The sequence below is a fragment of the Pandoraea commovens genome, assembly GCF_024704525.1.
In the GTDB taxonomy this organism is placed as follows: Bacteria; Pseudomonadota; Gammaproteobacteria; order Burkholderiales; family Burkholderiaceae; genus Pandoraea; species Pandoraea commovens.
Genome location: NZ_CP102780.1, coordinates 793,119 through 812,211 on the forward strand (window position 1 = coordinate 793,119; position 19,093 = coordinate 812,211).

At 62.4% G+C, this 19,093-nt stretch carries 15 protein-coding genes; 7 read left to right on the forward strand and 8 right to left on the reverse strand.

Features of this window, described 5'->3' with window-relative positions:
• Positions 1-23: 23 nt before the first annotated feature.
• Positions 24-857, reverse strand: a complete 834-nt coding sequence (locus tag NTU39_RS04010) for an aldo/keto reductase (RefSeq protein WP_150665460.1) — start codon at positions 855-857, stop codon at positions 24-26.
• 584 nt (positions 858-1,441) lie between these two features.
• Between NTU39_RS04010 and NTU39_RS04015 the strand changes: the two genes are divergently transcribed.
• Positions 1,442-2,014 carry a cytochrome b gene (locus NTU39_RS04015; RefSeq protein WP_257959257.1) on the forward strand — a complete coding sequence of 191 codons (573 nt, stop codon included), beginning with the start codon at positions 1,442-1,444 and terminating at the stop codon, positions 2,012-2,014.
• A gap of 86 nt (positions 2,015-2,100) precedes the next feature.
• On the opposite strand, the gene NTU39_RS04020 is transcribed toward NTU39_RS04015, so the two are convergent.
• The 3 genes from NTU39_RS04020 to NTU39_RS04030 all read right to left on the reverse strand — a co-directional run bounded on the left by NTU39_RS04020 (position 2,101) and on the right by NTU39_RS04030 (position 6,046).
• Positions 2,101-4,197, reverse strand: a complete 2,097-nt coding sequence (locus NTU39_RS04020) for a TonB-dependent receptor family protein (protein WP_373275390.1) — start codon at positions 4,195-4,197, stop codon at positions 2,101-2,103.
• 305 nt (positions 4,198-4,502) lie between these two features.
• Positions 4,503-5,006, reverse strand: coding sequence for a DUF2946 family protein (locus NTU39_RS04025; protein WP_150665462.1), 504 nt, complete (start codon positions 5,004-5,006; stop codon positions 4,503-4,505).
• Positions 5,007-5,344: 338 nt separating this feature from the next.
• A complete protein-coding gene (locus NTU39_RS04030) occupies positions 5,345-6,046 on the reverse strand; it encodes an OmpW/AlkL family protein (RefSeq protein ID WP_150661239.1) in 702 nt (233 codons plus the stop codon).
• A 241-nt stretch (positions 6,047-6,287) separates the two neighbouring features.
• Between NTU39_RS04030 and NTU39_RS04035 the strand changes: the two genes are divergently transcribed.
• The 5 genes from NTU39_RS04035 (at position 6,288) to NTU39_RS04055 (ending at position 12,858) form a co-directional block, all read left to right on the forward strand.
• A complete protein-coding gene (locus NTU39_RS04035; protein WP_257959262.1) occupies positions 6,288-8,798 on the forward strand; it encodes a penicillin-binding protein 1A in 2,511 nt (836 codons plus the stop codon).
• A gap of 163 nt (positions 8,799-8,961) precedes the next feature.
• Positions 8,962-9,873 (forward strand): LysR family transcriptional regulator, encoded by a 912-nt coding sequence (locus NTU39_RS04040; protein ID WP_150575531.1) that lies wholly within the window; start codon positions 8,962-8,964, stop codon positions 9,871-9,873.
• A gap of 62 nt (positions 9,874-9,935) precedes the next feature.
• The gene (locus NTU39_RS04045) at positions 9,936-10,442 is read left to right on the forward strand and encodes a GNAT family N-acetyltransferase (RefSeq protein WP_150665463.1); all 507 of its coding nucleotides are present in this window, start codon (positions 9,936-9,938) and stop codon (positions 10,440-10,442) included.
• 166 nt (positions 10,443-10,608) lie between these two features.
• Entirely contained in the window at positions 10,609-11,478 is an 870-nt protein-coding gene (locus tag NTU39_RS04050) for a class I SAM-dependent methyltransferase (RefSeq protein ID WP_373275360.1), read from the forward strand.
• 174 nt (positions 11,479-11,652) lie between these two features.
• A complete protein-coding gene (locus NTU39_RS04055) occupies positions 11,653-12,858 on the forward strand; it encodes an NAD-dependent formate dehydrogenase (protein ID WP_257959263.1) in 1,206 nt (401 codons plus the stop codon).
• A 213-nt stretch (positions 12,859-13,071) separates the two neighbouring features.
• Here NTU39_RS04055 and NTU39_RS04060 read toward each other — a convergent pair whose 3' ends face one another.
• Entirely contained in the window at positions 13,072-13,791 is a 720-nt protein-coding gene (locus tag NTU39_RS04060) for a glutathione S-transferase N-terminal domain-containing protein (protein ID WP_150665466.1), read from the reverse strand.
• Positions 13,792-14,089: 298 nt separating this feature from the next.
• Here NTU39_RS04060 and NTU39_RS04065 point away from each other — a divergent pair, with 298 nt between their 5' ends.
• Positions 14,090-14,917, forward strand: a complete 828-nt coding sequence (locus tag NTU39_RS04065) for an alpha/beta fold hydrolase (RefSeq protein WP_150665467.1) — start codon at positions 14,090-14,092, stop codon at positions 14,915-14,917.
• A gap of 68 nt (positions 14,918-14,985) precedes the next feature.
• Here the strand turns inward: NTU39_RS04065 and NTU39_RS04070 are convergent, their stop codons facing one another.
• From NTU39_RS04070 to hppD, 3 genes are all read right to left on the reverse strand, one after another.
• Positions 14,986-16,182 (reverse strand): amino acid aminotransferase, encoded by a 1,197-nt coding sequence (locus NTU39_RS04070; protein ID WP_150665468.1) that lies wholly within the window; start codon positions 16,180-16,182, stop codon positions 14,986-14,988.
• Positions 16,183-16,298: 116 nt separating this feature from the next.
• Complete coding sequence (locus NTU39_RS04075) at positions 16,299-17,684, reverse strand: amino acid permease (protein ID WP_150665469.1); 1,386 nt, start codon at positions 17,682-17,684, stop codon at positions 16,299-16,301.
• Between the two features lie 164 nt (positions 17,685-17,848).
• The gene (gene hppD, locus NTU39_RS04080) at positions 17,849-18,922 is read right to left on the reverse strand and encodes a 4-hydroxyphenylpyruvate dioxygenase (protein WP_039395888.1); all 1,074 of its coding nucleotides are present in this window, start codon (positions 18,920-18,922) and stop codon (positions 17,849-17,851) included.
• Between the last annotated feature and the right edge of the window lie 171 nt (positions 18,923-19,093).

A 19,093-nucleotide genomic window follows, 5' to 3' on the forward strand; every position in this document is an offset into this window, starting at 1 on the left:
TCGGTCCAGGCTCAGATCCGGCATCAGATCATTTCCAGCGGACGTTTGCGCGACGGCGCTTCGAAGTGGTGATCGAGCAAATCCAGTTCTTCGTCGCTCAGCGTGATGTCGTGCGCGGCACGGTTCGCACGCACGTGGGCCTCGGACCCGGCCTTCGGGATGGCAATGACGCCGGGACGGCTCAATACCCAGGCCAATGCAATCTGTAGCGGCTCGACGTGACGCTTGCGTGCAATCTCGCTAAGGACGCCATTCGTCGGCAAGCGCCCTTGTTCGATGGGCGAGTAGGCCATCATCGGCAATCGATTCGTCGCAAGCCAGGGCATCAGATCGTACTCGGGGCCGCGTCGCGAAAGATTGAACAGCACCTGATCCGTCGCGCACGCGGTGCCGCCCGGTGCGTCGAACAATTCATCCATGTCGTCCGCATCGAAATTGCTCACGCCCCATTGGCGGATCTTCCCCGCGTCGATCAGCGCTTCGAAGCCGGCAATCGTGTCTTCGAGCGGAACATCGCCACGCCAATGCAAGAGGTAGAGGTCGATGCGGTCGGTGCGCAGACGCTTGAGGCTTCGCTCGCACGCCGCGACTACGCCACGTTGCGAGGCGTTATGCGGATACACCTTGCTTACGAGAAAGACCTCGTCGCGCAAGCCGTCGAGCGCTTCGCCCACGAGGCTTTCCGTCGCGCCTTCGCCATACATCTCGGCGGTATCGACCAGTGTCATGCCAAGCGAGACGCCCAGACGCAATGCGGCAATCTCGTCGCGACGGCGCTCGGGCTTCTCACCCATCATCCATGTGCCCTGCCCGAGCACCGGCACGGTGTCGCCTTGGGGGAAAGTGATGTTTCGCATGATCTGTCCTCCTGGATTTTGATGAACATTATCTGCCTGCAAGTCGAGCCGTGACCAGTGCTGTGAGGGCTTCACGCAACACTTCAAGGTGCCGTCCTATCTTTTGGATCGGATTCGTCCTAGACACGGTACAGACATTGCCGCTTCTGCATTCGTGCACCCATTCTCTCGGATAGTTCACAAACCTTTCATGGCTGTGTCGCGATAGGCTGATCTCACCGATGCACATTGCGAATGTTGCTCCGCAGCGAGACGGCTCGGTGATGGCTCGTGCGATGTGTGTCGGGCCTTGCGCAACGAAGTAGGCGAAGAGACGAAGGGAGAGAAAAAGAAAGCCCCGCGAACGGGGCTTTAAAGGCCGACCGGGCGTGCGTCGGCCAAGGAGGTTCATCGATGTGGCACCGCAGCGAGTCTGTGTGCCGAGGAGATATTGTCGGCAGAGTTGGCGAATCGATGGGAAGGAGGAATCCGAATGTCGAGGAGAATTTTTGCGTAACAAAATGTGACGATTTGCAGCCTGTTCGCGCAGCGAGACGGGCGCGATAATGGGGGCTCGCCCAAAACAGCAGAGGAGTCCCCCCGAGATGGCCAAAGCGATCAAGTTCCACTCACTCGGCTCACCGCTTTCTCCCGTTCAGCGCTACGCACCCCCTGCGATCTTTTTTCACTGGCTGGTGGCGCTGCTGATCGTGATTGCGTATGCCGCCGTGATCACGAAGGGATATCTGCCGAAAGGCAGTGCACTGCGAGCGCTGAGCATGACGATTCACGAGTGGGCCGGAATCGCTGTGCTGGTCGTCGCCGTGCCGCGTTTGCTCTGGCGTCTGATCAAGAGATCGCCGGGACCGCTGCCCGGTCAGGGGTGGCTGGTACGCATGGGGTCGTCACTCGTGCATCTGTTGCTGTATCTATTCATCTTCGCGCAGCCGGTGCTAGGCTATCTGACGCTCAACGCAGGTGGGCACGTGCTGACAATTCCGGGGCTGGATATCGCGCTGCCGCAGTTCATCGGCAAAGACGACGAGATGCTCCACTCCATCAAGGATATTCACGAAACGCTGGGAAGCGCGTTCTACTGGGTGATCGGTTTGCATGCGCTGGCGGCGTTGTGGCATCACTATTTCCGTCGTGACGACACGCTGCGTCGCATGCTGTGAGGGTCCGCCCGAGCGTGTGAGTGCGACGCGATAGGATCGCGCGCCCGAAGATTCTCCGAGCGCGCGTTTGGTTCGATCAGGCGTGATCAGAACGCGAAGCGAACACCCGCAAACACGCTGCGGCCGTCGCCCGGGTAGAACACGGCGGTGTTGGCCGTGCGGGCGTCGGTGACGGTGCTGAAATCCGACACATAACGCTTGTCGGTCAGATTGCGCGCATCGACATAGAACGTCACGCCTCGCTGGATCAGATACGACGCCTGCAAGCCGATCAGTGTGTAGCTGGGCACGCGCATCGTGTTGGCGTAGTCGACCCACGCGCCAGTGGGCACCCAGTCGAGGGACGCCGCGATCTGGAACCGATCCGACAGCGCATAGCCAAGCGTTGTACGCAGCACATTGGTCGGCACGCCAGCGATGCGGTTGTTGCCGTATTGCGGATCGTCTCGGAAGCGGAAGTCGCTGTAGTTCCAGATCTGCGTCAATGTCACGCGGTCGCCGGTGGCCGCCACGTTCTTGAACAGGTCGACGGACGCGCCAACTTCGAGACCCTGAAGCACAGTCTTGTTCGCATTGAAGGTCGACGCCGGAACGTCGGGAGACGTCGTGTACTGGAGCAGTTGGTCGCGCACCATCGAACGGTAGGCGGTAACGTCCCACGCCACGCGATCAAGCTTGCCGCGTGTGCCGACTTCGATCGTCCAGGCATGTTGCGACGCCAGCGGCACGAATCGCGACGTCGCCCCGAACGTCTGCGACAGATCGGTAAAGTCGGGCACGTCTGCGCTGCGCGTGATGTCGATAAACGCCTGAACGTCCTTGCGCGGCTCCCAGAGCAGTCCGATCTTGGGATTCACGCCAGAGTAGGCGGCGCTAGTGGAGCGATAGTTGACGTCGCCCGGCACACCGCCGTAATCGATGTACTGGCGAACGTCACGGTACGCCTTGGCACCGACCATGAGGCCGAGCGTCGGCAGGAAGAACAGACGGTTCTCGAAATACGCCTCGTAGTTGTAAGCGCTCTGACGGGAGTCGAGCGTTTGCGTGCCGCGATTGCCGTTCACATTGACGTATTGATCGGCCTTCGTATTGCCACCGAAGAAGCGCGCGCCCACGATCAGGTCGTTACGCATGCCCGCGAGTGTCAGGTTCGCCGTGTAGCGGGGCGCTATGCCGTAGGTCCAGCCATCCTGATCGATGACCTGGAAGATCGGGTGATACAGGCTCTTGTGAATGACCCACGACGCGATATCGAGCTGGCCGACGTCGAAGCGAATCGTGGTCAGGTTGCCCAGGCGTTCGGTGCGGGTGTTGCGTGCCTGATCGCCGGAGACTGCGGAAGCCGCCGCCTTGGTGGGATTGTTCAGCGCGTCGAACAGCGACAACGTGCCCGGCAGCTTCTGGTCGACGATGTAAGCGCCGAAGAAGAAACGCGTTTCCACGCGCGGCGAGAATTTGTAGCCGATGTTCGCGTTGATCTGGGCGTAGTTGCCCTTCGCGTGATCGCGATAGCCATCGGACCGGTTGAGCGTCACGGTCGCGAGCGCATCGAGCGGCCCGAAGATGCGCGACATCTGTCCGCTAGCGCGAACGGTGCCGAAGCTACCGCCTTCGAGCCGGAACTGGTTCGGGGCCTCTGCCGTGTAGGCCGTGGGCGTGACGAAGTTCAGCGCACCGCCCAATGTGGTCGAACCGTAGGTGAGGCCGTTGCCACCCTTGTAGACCTCGGTGGAGCGCAGGCCCATCGGGTCGATCTGATAGTAGTCGCCGCTGCCGTCGGCCGAGTTGGTGGGAATCCCGTCCTGCAGGATTTCGAGGCCGCGTACGTGATAGCCGCGAGCGATGCCGGAGCCGCGAATCGACACGCGTAGCTCCTGCCCGTAACGGTTCTGGACATAGACGCCGGGACTGTCTTTGAGTACGTCGCGCAGGTTGAACGCGTAGGTGTTCTGGTAGCTGTCGGCGTCGACGAAGCCGACGGAGCCTGCGGTCTGGAAAAGATTGGCCGTCTGCTCCTCCACGCTGGGGGACGTAAGCGACTCCGCCGGGGCGGTCACGTTGGTGACGGGCAACGTAGCGGTTGGTGCTGTCGTCGTGGTGACCGGGGACGTGTCTGCTGCGGCAAGGACCACTGGGGCCGCGGGAGCCACAGGATTCACCGCAGCGGCGCCTGCCGAGGCCATCGATGCTGCGGGGTTCGAGGTGAGTGCGTGTGCTGCGCTGCCCAGCGAGGCGAAGGCGAGCGCGATGGCCGCTTGCAACGGCTTCTGCGTCATGAAACGTGACATGAATGTCTCTCTCGCGACCGAATGACGGCCGCCTGATGATCGTGAGTGTCAAACGTGTCCGTAGTCGGCCAGGCGCGCACGGCGAGCCACGCGTTCGCGAGACGAGCGCGAACATCAGGGCAAGCCGGGAGGCAGGCAGAGCAAAACGGGTTCGACATGAGCCACCGGCATTGAAAGGCAATGGCCGGAAGTCGGGAGGATCAGACGGTGAGGGACGGTGGCGCGCGCGCTAAGGCGTCGGAGAAACGGGCGCGCGGGAAATGCGGCACCGGAGCCCGGGGGGAGGCGACGATACCAGTCGGCGCGGCAGGCGGGGGGAGATGGAAAGCGGTGGTGACGAGCGGCTGATGCGTCCACAAGGCGCAATATCCGCACTTCTCCCAGTGATCTGCGGAGTCGAGCGAGTGACCGGCGTTGCCGTGTTCGCTGTGCAGACCCGTGGGCTGGGTGTGAGCGGGGGCGGGTGGTGCCTGCGCGTCGTCATGGCCGCTGTGGCCGTCATGGGCAGGCTCGCGTTGGGCGTCAACGCGCGGCGTGGTGTTCGTGCTCAGTGAGGCTTGCGTGCCTTGCACCGTGCAGTAGACCGCGAACGGATCCGTCTGCATCGCGGCGCGCCATTGCGCAATCGCGGGCATGAGCGCAGCCAGCAGGATCGCCAGCAGGGCGATCCCGATTGCGACGCGATGCTGACGAAGCTTGCGCATGCTGGGCCGGATTAGACGGATTAGACGGATTAAGTCGGATCAAGCGGGCGGGCGAAAAACACGGGAATCGCCGGGCGGTCTGACGGATCAGCCCGCGAGAGCGTCCCCCGATTACGTCATAAGGTCATCACGTAATCAGCTAACCGCGCGGGTCGCCGTGAAGGCAAAGACGCGGATCAGGCGGCTCTCGGGAAGGAGGCATTGTAGGGGGTCTTGTCGAGGGGCGTAAATGCTTTGCGTTCGCATGTAGGGACGACGCGACAATTTGCCGCATCGTCCGATGGAACCAAAAAAAGGAGCGCCACGGCCCCCCGGCACGTGGCGCCCCACACCGGACATCAGAACTTCATGCCAACGCCGACGCCGACAATCAGCGGGTCGATGTGCAACGTGCCGAGGTCGGTGCCCGCGAGCGACGTATCGGTCTTCATCCAGATCTTCTTGATGTCGATGTTGAAGAAGAGGTTTTTCGTCATCTGGATGTCCACACCGGCTTGCAGCGCCGGTCCGACACTGTGGTTCTTGATCGAGATGGGCGTGCCGCCCGCATTCAGGTTGCTGTTCCAGAAGCGCGTGTAGTTGATGCCCGCGCCAACATAGGGGCGCACCTTCCCCGCGTGATTGAAGTGGTATTGCAGCAGGAGTGTCGGCGGCAACACATTCACGCCGCCGAGATGCCCGAGGTTCGACGTGAGCTGATGGCGCGACATGCCGAGAATGAGTTCGACGCCGACGTTGTCGAGAATCATGTACGTGAAATCGAGTTCCGGCACGATCGCGTTGTTGACGGTGACGCCGAGCGTCGGCAGGACGCTGCCGCTCGCATGCGAATCCGGCAGGATGCCGATAGCGCGCACGCGCGCGAGGATGTCGCCAGCATAGATGCCCTGCGAACTGTCCTTGATGAAACCGAAGGTCTTCGTGGTGGCGGCGTTGTCGGTGGCCGGTGCCGTGCTTTGTGCAAATGCGGATGCGCTGAAGAGGGCGGCACCGGTAGCCAGTGCGGCGGCGAGAGCCGTGGCGCCGAGGGAGTGCTTCATGATGTTGTCCAAAGTCGTGTGTGAGCACGACCGATGGTAGAAGCACGATGCGCTGCGGAACTTGATGCGCGTCAAGCGGGAGACAGCGCGACCGCGTCATGCGACAAACTGTCGCGCGCCCCGGTTTTGGTAGGATGCGGACTTTGCCACGCATTCCCCCATCGTGAAGCGCCCGATTTCGTCGCTGTTTTCTTCGCTGCTGCACGCCGTCGCCCAAGCAGGTCGGCGGGGTCTTCGCCTTTTGCAACCGCTGTCCCCGTATGCGGCGCGCGCCTGGCATCACCTGCGCCATCCCACGCGTCGCGGTGTGCTGATCGTCGTGGCGGCGCTGCCTTGTCTGCTGGTCGCCCATACGCTGATCCTGATTCCGTTCACGCCGAGTATTCGTGATATCCGTCGTGCAAAGGTCGACCAGCCTGCGCAGGTCCTGTCCGTCGACGGGAAGTTGCTGGCCGAGTTCCGGCCGTCGAATCGCGAGTGGGTGGCGCTGAAAGATATCTCGCCCAACGTCGTCAAGGCGCTGGTGTCGACGGAGGACCATCGTTTTTATGAGCACCACGGCATCGATCTGAAGCGTACGGCGGGGGCGGCGCTGCGCACGTTCTCCGGTGACCGTCAGGGCGGCTCGACGATCACGCAGCAGCTCGCCCGCAATCTGTACCCCGACGACATCGGCCGCGCCCCGACGCTCACTCGCAAACTCAAGGAAGCGATCACCGCGCTGAAGATCGAAGCGCTGTACACGAAGCCCGAGATTCTCGAGACGTACCTGAACACGGTGCCCTTCCTGTACAACGCATACGGCATCGAAATGGCCGCGCGCACCTATTTCGACAAGTCTGCCGATCAGTTGGACGTCGTAGAAGCCGCCACGCTCGTCGGCATGCTCAAGGGCAACAGCTATTACAACCCGGTGATCAATCCCGAGCGCGCACTGCAACGCCGTAACACGGTGCTCGCGCAGATGGTGAGGTTCGGCGATCTCGATGCGTCGAAGCTCGCGGCGCTGCAAAAGCGGCCGTTGCGCGTCGACTTCGAACGTCAGACGGAAGAGCCGGGGCCTGCGCCGCACTTCGCACAGCAATTGCGCAAGTGGCTGATCGGCTGGGCGGATCGCAACGACTACAACATTTACTCTGACGGTTTGGTGGTGCACACCACCATCGACGCACGCTTGCAGTCGATGGCGACGCAGGCGCTCACGCGTCAGGCGAATCAATTGCAAGGCATTGCCGACGCGAACTGGTCGGCACGCGGCGGTTGGCGCGACAGTACGGCGCTGGTCCAGTCGTTCGTGCGCGAGACGGCGGAATACCGCAATGCCGTGGCCGGGGGCGAAGCGCCCGAAGCGGCGATGAAGCGTCTGTTCGCCGACAAGACGTTCATGCAGAACCTGCGCACGACGAAGACGCGCGTGCAAGCCGGTTTCCTCGCCATCGATCCGCGTACTGGCGAAATTCGCGCGTGGGTCGGCAGCCGTGACTTTACGACCGACCCGTTCGATCACGTGCAGCAAGCGCGTCGACAGCCGGGCTCGACGTTCAAACCGTTTGTGTATGGCGCGGCCTTCGTCAAGGGACGCAAGCCGGACGACACCATCGTCGATCAGGTGGTGGAGATTCCGCTTGCAGGCGGCGAAATCTGGCGACCCAGCGACGACACCACGCCGACCAACAAGCCGATGAAGCTCGCCGACGCGCTGGCGCAATCGCGCAATACCGTCACGGCGCAGTTGATGCAGGATGTCGGACCGTCGCGCGTGGTCGGCCTCGCTCGCGCGATGGGCGTACGCGAGAGCAAGCTCGATCCGGTGCCCTCGCTGGCGCTGGGCACGAGCCCCGTCTCGCTCAAGGAGATGGTGGCGGCCTATGGCACGATCGCGGACGGCGGCGAGTATCGCGAGCCGACGATGGTCACGGAGATCACGAACAGCGAAGGCGAAGTGTTGGCGACGTTCTCGCCCGCGCGGCCCGAACGTGCACTCTCGGAGAACGACGATTACACGCTGCTCGACACCATGCGCGGTGTCATCAATCGCGGCACCGGCAACGCGATTCGCACGCGCTTCGGCATTCGGGCCGACGTCGCGGGCAAGACCGGTACCACGCAGGACAACGCCGACGGCTGGTTCATTCTGATGCAGCCGCAACTGGTCGCGGGCGCATGGGTCGGCTTCAACGACAGCCGCATCACGTTGCGCAGCGATTACTGGGGGCAGGGCGCACACAGTGCGTTGCCGATTGTCGGGGATGTCTTCTCGCGTGCGTTGCGCGCGAAGGTCATCGACGGCAGCGCGAAGTTCGAAGCGCCTGACAATCACCACTGGTACAGCGACTGGTGGGCACACGCCTCGGACTGGGTGACGGGCCTCTTCGCCAAGAAGCCGGAGCCCAAGCCTAAAGCGCCGGTGAAGCGACAGGCACCGCCGTCGCCTGCACCGGCTCCCGCACCGTCGGTCTCGACGCCGGACGCCGCCAGCGACAGCGGCCCGTTGCCGGTGCCGGTCGCATCTGCTGTGCTCGCTCAGCCGCAGTACACGCAACCCGCCACGCAACCCGCGAGTGCGTCACAAGGCACGACCATCCCGGGCGTGCCCGGCGAGTGGAACGGTCCGGGCGGTTCGTCCGGGACGGGGTCGGCTGGAGCATCGACACCAGTCACGCCGTCGGTGCCGTCCGCACCGTCAACGTCGCCCGGTGGAATCATGCTATCCCCGTCACCCGCACCGCAAAGCCCGGCCTCCGCACAGTAACCGCTGCCCCCCGAGCGGATTTTCCATAACAGTTATGCGACTTTCTCATGACTGGACCGTCATTGCTTGCGCTATATTCATAACAATATAGCGGTGGCGGCAAGTGTCGCCCGTAGCGTCGGCGTCACTTTGGGGCCGATGACAAGAGGAGGGGACGCAAGCCATGTTCATCCGGCAACTAAGCTATCTCGTGGCGCTGTCGCAGGCGCAGCACTTTCGTCGTGCAGCGGAGCTATGCAACGTATCGCAACCGACGCTCTCCGGCGCGATCCGAAGCATCGAGGAAGAGTTCGGCCTGCCGATCGTGCGACGCGGACGTCGTTTCGAAGGCTTCACGCCGGAGGGCGAGCGGGTGCTGGCGTGGGCACGTCAGGTGCTGGCCGACTGCGAAGGTTTGCGTCAGGAGGCGAGTGCGAGTCGCCGCGAGGTCACCGGATGCCTGCGCATCGGCGCAATCCCCACCGCGTTGCCGCTCGTCCCCCTGCTCACCGACGCGTGCCTGCGCGAGTTTCCTGGCATGCGCCATGAGGTCTATACGCTCTCTGCGACGCAAGCGTTGCGCCAACTCTCCGAACTCGATCTGGACGTCGGCCTGAGTTATCTCGACGATCCGCGTCTGCGCGAATTCGAAACCATCTCCCTGTTCCGCGAGCGCTACGTGCTGATCGCGCGCGACGAGTCGGCGCTCTCGGGCAGCACGTCACTGTCGTGGCACGAAGCAGCGAAGCTGCCGCTGTGTCTGCTCACTGGCAACATGCAGTGTCGTCAGGGGATCGATGCAGCGCTGGCGCGCGCGGGCACGTCGGCGTCGCCGCGTGTGGAGACGGATTCGCTGATGGCGCTGTATGCGCACGTGCGCTGCGCGGGCCTGTTCAGCATCGTGCCGCACAGCGTGCTGTGTCTGGCGGAGATGCGCGACGAGTTGCACGCCGTGCCATTGCAACCGGCGCTGCATCGCGAGATCGGTCTCATTCTGCGCGAGCGGCTGCCCCGTCCCCCGTTGCTGGACGCCGCCATCGCCGCCTTCCGTTCGGTGGATCTGCAAACCCGGCTGGATGCTTTGCTGCCTGCATAGCATTGTCCGCACTGCCCGCATCGGCGCATCGCACCCCCGTCCGTGCGGCATACAATGCCGCCATGAACCTACAGATCCGAAGCGAAGTCGCTGCTGACGTCGACGCCATCCAGGCGCTGACCGTCGCCGCCTTTCAAGACGCACCGCACACCGCGCATACGGAGCAGTTCATCGTCGCTGCATTGCGTCGCGCCGGACAACTGAGCGTATCGCTCGTGGCAGAAGATTGTGGTGTCATCGTGGGGCACGTGGCGATCTCTCCGGTCACGATCAGCGATGGTGCGCGAGGGTGGTACGGCCTCGGACCGATTTCGGTCGCCCCCGATCGTCAGGGCGAGGGCGTCGGTAGCCAGCTCATGCGCGCGGCGCTCGACGCGCTTCGTCGACTCGACGCGGCTGGCTGTGTCGTGCTGGGTGAGCCGTCCTATTACGGACGGTTCGGTTTTCGCGCAGACCCTTCGTTGCGTTTGCCGGACGTGCCCGCCGAGTATTTCCAGATGACGCATTTCGACGGCCCGATGCCGACGGGTACGGTCGCTTACCACGACGCATTCAACGCCACCGCCTGAGCCGTCGCCAGCGCTTTGGCACGTGACCCGGCAAAAATCTCTTGACCTAAAGTCGACTTGAATTGCCACACTGCATGACATGCGCCATGCCGGGTGACGTTCGGGACATCGTGGGGATCGACCGACGTCCACATTGGCATGCGCCTCCATCGTATCGACATGAGGGATGCCAATGACCGAAAACGCCAACCACGACCAGTCCGAACTATGGAACGGGCGTTCGGGCAGTGCATGGGTGGACAACCGTGCCGCGCTCGACCAGATGTTCGTGCCGCTCGCGAGGTTTCTTATCGACCGCGCGCGCGACGTTGCGCGGCACACGCCGTCGGGGCGCTTGCTCGATGTCGGATGCGGCACCGGCGGCGCTACGCTCGCGTTGTCTACCGCGTTGGGTCATTCCTGGCAACTTACGGGAGCCGACATCTCCGCGCCGATGATCGAGACGGCGCGCACACGCGCGGCACATGCGCGTGCACCGGTGGAGTTTCTTTGCGCCGACGTGCAGACGCATCAATTTCAGCAAGCGCACTTCGATCTCATCGTCTCGCGACTTGGCGTCATGTTCTTCGACGACCCCATAGCCGCTTTCGCGAATCTACGCACGTCGGCGCGCCCGGGCGCGGCACTCCACACACTCGTATGGCGAGGGCCGTCGGAGAATCCGTTCATGACGGTGGCCGAGCGCGTCGCCGCGCCATTGCTTTCTGGTTTGCCGCCCCGACAGCCGGGCGCGCCGGGGCAGTTCGGCTTCGCGGATCGAGAGCGCGTCGCGTCCATTCTGTCGTCGGCCGGGTGGGAGGAGGTCCATCTTGAGCCCGTGCACTTCGACTGCACGTTCGCGCAGGCCGACTTGCGCGATTACGCGTCGCGTCTCGGGCCGGTGGGACTAGCGCTCGCCGGTCTCGATCCGGCAAAGCGGGAGCACATCGTCGATGCCATCGTCGACGCCTATGCGCCATTCGTCGCGCAGGGCGAGGTGCGCTTCAGCTCGGCGTGCTGGCACCTTTCGGCACGTGCACCATCTGGTGATGTCTGACGCCATCGCGCGTCATCCACATCGCTTTGATAGGTCTCGCCGATCAACCGATCGACCGGAACGATTTTCCAGACGAAACGCATACACCGATCATTGGCCTCAATGCAGCGACGCTAACGACGTCAGCGTCGCCAAGCAGACATCTTGCAGATAACCATTCAGGAGTGAGACACCATGGCCAAGATTGTTTGTGTACTGTACGACGACCCCGTTACCGGCTACCCGAAGACCTACGCCCGCGACGATCTGCCGAAGATCGAGTGCTACCCCGATGGCCAGACGCTGCCCACGCCGCGCGCCATCGACTTCCAGCCGGGCGCATTGCTCGGTAGCGTTTCTGGCGAACTGGGCCTGCGCAAGTACCTCGAATCGAACGGCCACGAACTCGTCGTGACGTCGAGCAAAGACGGCGACAACAGCGTGCTCGACCGCGAACTGGTCGACGCCGAAATCGTGATTTCGCAACCGTTCTGGCCCGCGTACATGACGGCCGAGCGCATCAAGCGTGCGAAGAAGCTGAAGATGATCGTGACCGCTGGCATCGGCTCGGATCACACTGATCTGCAAGCCGCCATGGAACACGGCATCACCGTCGCGGAAGTGACGTACTGCAACAGCAACAGCGTGGCGGAACACGTGATGATGACGACGCTGGCATTGGTGCGTAACTACCTGCCGTCGTATCAATGGGTGCTCAAGGGCGGCTGGAACATCGCCGACTGCGTCGAGCGTTCGTACGATCTGGAAGGCATGCATGTGGGTACGGTGGCGGCGGGGCGCATCGGCCTGCGCGTGCTGCGTCTGATGAAGCCGTTCGGCACGCATCTGCACTACCTCGATCGTCACCGTCTGCCGGAATCGGTCGAGAAGGAACTCAACCTCACGCACCACACGAGCCTGGAGAGCCTCGCCAAGGTGTGCGACGTGGTGACGCTGAACTGCCCGCTGCACCCGGAAACGGAGCACATGATCAACGCCGACAGCCTGAAGCACTTCAAGCGCGGCGCCTACCTGATCAACACGGCGCGCGGCAAGCTGTGCGACCGTGACGCCGTTGCGGCGGCGCTCGAAAGTGGCCAGCTCGCGGGCTACGGTGGCGATGTCTGGTTCCCGCAACCGGCACCGGCCGATCACCCGTGGCGCAGCATGCCGCACCACGGCATGACCCCGCACATCTCGGGCACGAGCCTGTCGGCGCAGACGCGTTACGCCGCCGGTACGCGTGAAATTCTGGAGTGCTACTTCGAGAACCGTCCGATCCGCAACGAGTACCTGATCGTGCAGAACGGCAAGCTCGCCGGTGTGGGCGCGCACTCGTACAGCGCAGGCAATGCCACGGGCGGTTCGGAAGAAGCCGCTCGCTTCAAGAAGTCGGCCTGATGCTCTTCATGCGTGCGCATCAGTCTTGCTGATTCACCGAAGTAACGTTGTTCCGGTAGTTCTTTTGCAGTTCCTGGCTGTACCCGCCGGGTCGTCGGTACGGCGTCCGGCGGGGTAGTACCTCCTCGTGCAACATCGCGATCTCAAACCGGTGCGTCTTCACGATGCACCGGTCTTTTTTTTTGACGTCGCGAAATGTACGTCACATCACGCTCAGGCAGGGCGTTTCGGAATCTCCAGCCCGCGAATCACTGCCGGACGCGCCACAAATGCACCCAGTGCGCGCTGCACGTTCTTGAACTGATCGAAGCCAACGAGATCGCCCGCCTCGTAGAAGCCGACGAGGTTGCGAACCCACGGGAACGTGGCGATATCGGCGATGGTGTATTCGTCGCCCATCAGCCACTGGTGGTCGGCCAGACGTGCATCGAGCACCGCGAGCAGGCGCTTCGATTCGGCGACGTAACGGTCGCGCGGACGCTTGTCCTCGTAGTCCTTGCCTGCAAACTTGTTGAAGAAGCCCAACTGGCCGAACATCGGACCGACGCCGCCCATCTGGAACATCACCCATTGCAGCGTCTCGTAACGCGCAGCCGGATCGACGGGCAGCAGCTTGCCGGTCTTCTCGGCGAGGTACCAGAGGATCGCGCCCGACTCGAACAGCGGCAGCGGCTTGCCGCCGGGACCGTTCGGATCGAGGATCGCGGGAATCTTGTTGTTCGGGTTGAGCGAGAGGAATTCCGGCGTGAGCTGATCGTTGGTCTGGAAATTCACCAGATGCACTTCGTACGGCAGCCCGATTTCTTCGAGCATGATCGACACCTTCACCCCGTTGGGCGTGGGCAGCGAATACAGTTGCAGACGTTCCGGGTGCGCGGCAGGCCACTTGCGCGTGATCGGGAACTGGGACAACTCGGCGGATTGATCGGACATGGGGATCGACGCATTGGGGATGAGCGGCCAACAGCGCCGCGGGACGCCCAATATAACGCTAAGCGCTCGGACGCGCTGGCGCGTGCACCGATGTCGTTTGTGCATGCACCGCAGTTGTGCCGAACCATAAGGGTCCGACCTTCATGACAGCCATGAGATAGGTTCAGTGAATGTCACTCACGCGCGCATCAAAAAATCTCACCTTGTAACGCGGCTCATCGACGCCTTAAATTAAAAGCCTTCGATCGCACTGGCCCTATTGTTGGTGCACGAACTTTCCTCACCTAAGGACGACACCATGAGCACGTTCAAGACGAAGGATGGCACTTCGATTTTTTATAAGGACTGGGGCACGGGCCGCCCGGTCGTGTTCTCCCACGGCTGGCCGCTGAGCGCCGATGCCTGGGACGCACAAATGCTGTTTCTGGTGCAGCACGGCTATCGCGTGATCGCGCACGACCGTCGTGGTCACGGCCGCTCGGACCAGCCGGGCACCGGTAACGATATGGACACCTACGCCGACGACCTCGCCGCCCTCGTCGAGCATCTCGATCTGAACAACGCTACGTTCGTCGGCCACTCGACCGGCGGTGGCGAAGTCGCGCATTATCTGGGCCGTCACGGCACGAAGCGCGCGGCGCAGGCCGTGCTCATCGGTGCCGTGCCGCCCGTCATGCTCAAGTCGGACAAGAACCCGGGTGGTCTGCCCATCGGTGTGTTCGACGATATTCGAGCGAATGTCGCAGCGAATCGTTCGCAGTTCTATCAGGATCTGGCGGTGCCGTTCTACGGCTATAACCGTCCGAACGCCAAGAAGTCGCAGGGCGTGATCGACGCCTTCTGGGCGCAGGGCATGTGGGGTTCGCACCTCGGCCAGTACCTGTGCGTGAAGGAATTCTCGGAGGTGGATTACACCGAAGACCTCAAAAAGATCGACGTGCCGACGCTCGTGCTGCATGGCGACGACGACCAGATCGTGCCGATCGACGATTCGGGCAAGCTCACCGCGCAGATCGTCAAGAACGCGACGCTGAAGATTTACCCGGGCGGCGCGCATGGCATGTGTACCGTCGAGGCAGACAAGGTGAACGCCGATCTTCTGGAATTCCTGAAGCAGGCGTCGTAACGTTTTCGTCGCGCCAATGAAAAAGGGACGGCAATTGCCGTCCCTTTCTTATCTCAGCGAGCGCAAACTCAGCCGTTCAGCACCTTGGCGATGCTGTCGGCCACTACGGCGACGTTGCTCTCGTTCAGTCCGGCCACACACATGCGGCCCGAGCGGATCAGATAGACGCCGTGAGCTTCACGCAGCACATCGACCTGTGCGGCCGTCAGGCCCGTGTACGTGAACATGCCGCGCTGCTCCAGATAACGCGAGAGCATGGTGTCCGGCACATGGCCACGCAGACCGTCGTGAATCGCGCCGCGCATGCGCGTAATGCGCTGGCACATGGCCGCGAGTTCTTCTTCCCACGACTTGCGCAGTTCCGGCGTGCTCAGCACCTTCGCGACGATCTTCGCGCCGTGCGTGGGCGGGTTGCTGTAGTTCGAGCGCACGGCGCTCGTCAACTGACCCAGCACGCGATCGGCCGCTTCCGACGATTCGCAGATGACCGACAGGCCGCCGCAACGCTCGCCGTACAGCGAAAAATTCTTCGAGAACGAGTTGGCGACGAATGCGGGCAGGCCCTGACGCGCCAGTTCGCGAATCACGAACGCGTCGGCTTCGATGCCCGAGCCGAAACCCTGATACGCCATGTCGACGAAGGGCAACAGTTCGCGCTTCTTGAGCACTTCGATCAGTTGCACCCATTGCGCATCGTTCAAATCGACGCCGGTCGGGTTATGGCAGCAAGCGTGCAGCAGCACGACGCTGCGTGCAGGCAACTTGTCGATGGCGTCGACCATCGCTTCGAATTGCAGGCCGCCAGTGGCTTCGTCGTAATACGGATACGTATTCACGGTGAAACCGGCGCGCTCGAAGATGAAGCGATGGTTATCCCACGTCGGATCGCTTACCCACACCTGCGAGCCGGGGAAGTAACGCTTGATGAAATCTGCGCCAACCTTCAGGGCACCCGAGCCGCCGAGCGTCTGCACGGTAGCGATGCTGCCGTTCTTGCGCGCGGGCGAGTCTTCGCCGAACACGAGACCTTGCACGGCGTCGCGGTAGTTGGCAAAGCCAGCCATCGGCAGATACGGTTTCGGACCGACTTCGGCCAGCAGCAGGGCTTCGGCCTGACGAACCGCGTTCATCACCGGCAGACGGCCAGCGTCGTCGTAATAGATGCCGATGCTCAGGTTGACCTTGTTGGTACGCGGATCTTTCGCGAAATTCTCGTTGAGCGAGAGGATCGGGTCACCGGGATAGGCATCGATGTGTTCGAACATGGCAGTTCCTGGAATAGCGATGGGATAACGACGGGGTAACGCTCGATGATACCGCTAGTGCGGCACTGCCGGGTGTACGCCGGGCGTCGAAAGCCCGGCGTGCGGCGTTGACTTATTTAACGCGTTGCGCTCACCGGCACCGGCGCGGCCACGTTTTTCTGACGCAGACGGTAGCCGATGGCCAGCACGACCAGCCACACCGGGATCAGATACACGGAGATGCGCAGATCCGGAATCAGATACATCACGACCAGAATGCCCGCGAGGAACGCCAGACACAGGTAGTTCGTGAGCGGGTAGCCGAGGCTCTTGAAGAACGTCGTCTCGCCTGCGCGTGCCTTGGCACGACGGAAGGCCAGGTGGATCACGCTGATCATCGCCCAGTTGATGATCAGGGCCGACACGACCAGACCCATCAGCAGTTCGAACGCCTTGCCCGGCATGAAGTAGTTGATCACCACACACACGGCCGTCGCGGCTGCCGAGACGCCGAGGGCGGCCAGCGGAATGCCACGCGAGTTGACCTTGAGCAGCGCGCGCGGCGCGTTGCCCTGACCGGCCAGACCGTACAGCATGCGGCTGTTGCAATACACGCAGCTGTTGTAGACGGACAGCGCGGCAGTCAGCACCACGGCGTTGAGCACGTGCGCGACGAAGTTGCTGTTCAGTTCATGGAAGATCAGCACGAACGGGCTGCCGCCGGACACGACCTTTTCCCACGGATACAGCGAGAGCAGCACGCCGAGTGCGCCGACGTAGAAAATCAGAATGCGGTAGATGACCTGATTGGTCGCGCGCGGAATGCTGCGCGACGGGTCGTCCGCTTCCGCCGCCGTAATGCCGACCAGCTCAAGCCCGCCGAACGAGAACATGATGACCGCCATCGCCATGACGAGGCCGGACACCCCGTTCGGGAAGAAGCCACCGTGCTGCCACAGGTTGGCCACGCTCGCTTGCGGGCCTGCGTTGCCGGAGACGAGCAGATAACCGCCGAAGCCGATCATGCCGACGATGGCGGCGACTTTGACGATAGAGAACCAGAACTCCATCTCGCCATACGACTTCACGCTGGAGAGGTTGATGGCGTTGATGACACCGAAGCAAACGAGTGCCGAGACCCACGTGGGAATGCCCGGCCACCAGTACTGAACGTAGATCCCGACGGCGGAGAGTTCGGCCATCGAGACGAGGACGTAAAGCACCCAGTAATTCCAGCCGGAGACGAAGCCCGCGAATTGACCGCAATACTTGTTGGCGAAGTAGCTGAACGACCCGGCGACGGGTTCGTCCACGACCATTTCACCGAGCTGGCGCATGATGAAAAACGCGACGACGCCCGCAATGGCGTAGCCCAGCAAGACTGAGGGTCCAGCGGTTTTGATGGTTTGGGCGATGCCGAGAAAGAGGCCGGTGCCGATCGCGCCACCGAGCGCGATCAATTGGATGTGACGATTCTTCAGGCCGCGGTGGAGCGAGCCATCTTTTGCTGCGTTGGCGGACATGTCTGTTCCTTACCCTACCTTCGTATTCACGCGACGCGCTTCTCTGTTTTCATGCGGTGAGCACGAACCGGAAGCGTTGAGCCGCCACGGCGCGGCGCTTATGGCGCCGTCACCGTGTCCTTTGGGATCGTCCGTGCGAGCGGACGATCATGTCTCCCCGGAACTCAGACCTTGAGCGTGCCGCGCTCGATCTGGTCGCGCTCGAGCGATTCGAACAGCGCCTTGAAGTTGCCTTCACCGAAGCCGTCGTCGCCTTCGCGCTGGATGAACTCGAAGAACACCGGGCCGAGCAGCGTCTTCGAGAAGATCTGCAACAGCAGACGCGGCTTGCCGTTCTCGGTCGTACCGTCGAGCAGAATGCCGCGCGCCTTCAGTTCGCCCACCGGCTGACCGTGACCCGGCAGACGGGTCTCGAGCGCATCGTAGTAGAAGTCGTTCGGTGCGGTCATGAGATCGACGCCCGCCATTTGCAGGTTGTCGATGACCTGAAGCAGGTTGTCGGTGAGGAAGGCGATGTGCTGAATGCCTTCACCGTTGAAGGCCATCAGGAATTCCTCGATCTGGCCGCTGCCCTTGGCCGATTCCTCGTTCAGGGGAATGCGGATTTTACCATCGGGGGCGGTCATCGCCTTCGAGGTGAGGCCGGTGTATTCGCCCGAAATGTCGAAGTAGCGAATCTCGCGGAAGTTGAACAGCTTCTCGTAGAAGTTGGCCCAGTAAGCCATGCGGCCACGATAGACGTTGTGCGTCAGGTGATCGATCAGGCGCAGGCCGTGACCGACCGGGTGACGGTCGACGCCTTCGATGTACTCGAAGTCGATGTCATAGATCGACTTGCCTTCTTCGAAGCGGTCGATCAGATAGAGCGGCGCGCCGCCAATGCCCTTGATCGCCGGCAGACGCAGTTCCATCGGACCGGTTTCGATCTCGACCGGCTGTGCGCCGAGTTCCAGCGCGCGGGCGTAGGCCTTGTGCGAGTCCTTCACACGGAAGGCCATGCCGCAGGCGCTCGGGCCGTGTTCGGCGGCGAAGTAGGCCGCTTCGCTGTTCGGCTCGCGGTTCACGATGAAGTTGACCTCGCCCTGACGGTACAGCACCACGTCTTTCGAGCGGTGACGCGCCACGAGCGTGAAGCCCATCTGTTCGAAAATGGGTTCGAGGACGTTCGGCGTAGGCGAAGCGAATTCCACGAATTCGAAGCCCATCAATTGCATCGGATTTTCAAACAGGTCGGCCATGATCGTCTCGGCTTGGTGAAGTGATTTGTAGGGATGACAAATTCATTGGACGCGTGCACCGGCCGGAGGTTACGTCCCGGTAAATGCAGACGACTTCGGATCGTGCAACAAAATTGTGCTTTATCGACCAGTGGGTCGGGTTATCGCAATCGGCTCGTTCCGTTCGTCGAA

What these genes read in the sequence shown, in the direction of transcription:
- NTU39_RS04025 (WP_150665462.1), bottom strand. Translation starts at nt 5,006, where the DNA reads ATGCGCAAGCTTCGTCAGCATCGCGTCGCAATCGGGATCGCCCTGCTG.
- NTU39_RS04075 (WP_150665469.1), bottom strand. Translation starts at nt 17,684, where the DNA reads ATGTCCGCCAACGCAGCAAAAGATGGCTCGCTCCACCGCGGCCTGAAG.
- NTU39_RS04010 (WP_150665460.1), bottom strand. Translation starts at nt 857, where the DNA reads ATGCGAAACATCACTTTCCCCCAAGGCGACACCGTGCCGGTGCTCGGG.
- hppD (WP_039395888.1), bottom strand. Translation starts at nt 18,922, where the DNA reads ATGGCCGACCTGTTTGAAAATCCGATGCAATTGATGGGCTTCGAATTC.
- NTU39_RS04050 (WP_373275360.1), top strand. Translation starts at nt 10,609, where the DNA reads ATGCCAATGACCGAAAACGCCAACCACGACCAGTCCGAACTATGGAAC.
- NTU39_RS04045 (WP_150665463.1), top strand. Translation starts at nt 9,936, where the DNA reads ATGAACCTACAGATCCGAAGCGAAGTCGCTGCTGACGTCGACGCCATC.
- NTU39_RS04070 (WP_150665468.1), bottom strand. Translation starts at nt 16,182, where the DNA reads ATGTTCGAACACATCGATGCCTATCCCGGTGACCCGATCCTCTCGCTC.
- NTU39_RS04020 (WP_373275390.1), bottom strand. Translation starts at nt 4,197, where the DNA reads ATGGCCTCGGCAGGCGCCGCTGCGGTGAATCCTGTGGCTCCCGCGGCC.
- NTU39_RS04030 (WP_150661239.1), bottom strand. Translation starts at nt 6,046, where the DNA reads ATGAAGCACTCCCTCGGCGCCACGGCTCTCGCCGCCGCACTGGCTACC.
- NTU39_RS04055 (WP_257959263.1), top strand. Translation starts at nt 11,653, where the DNA reads ATGGCCAAGATTGTTTGTGTACTGTACGACGACCCCGTTACCGGCTAC.
- NTU39_RS04015 (WP_257959257.1), top strand. Translation starts at nt 1,442, where the DNA reads ATGGCCAAAGCGATCAAGTTCCACTCACTCGGCTCACCGCTTTCTCCC.
- NTU39_RS04065 (WP_150665467.1), top strand. Translation starts at nt 14,090, where the DNA reads ATGAGCACGTTCAAGACGAAGGATGGCACTTCGATTTTTTATAAGGAC.
- NTU39_RS04060 (WP_150665466.1), bottom strand. Translation starts at nt 13,791, where the DNA reads ATGTCCGATCAATCCGCCGAGTTGTCCCAGTTCCCGATCACGCGCAAG.
- NTU39_RS04040 (WP_150575531.1), top strand. Translation starts at nt 8,962, where the DNA reads ATGTTCATCCGGCAACTAAGCTATCTCGTGGCGCTGTCGCAGGCGCAG.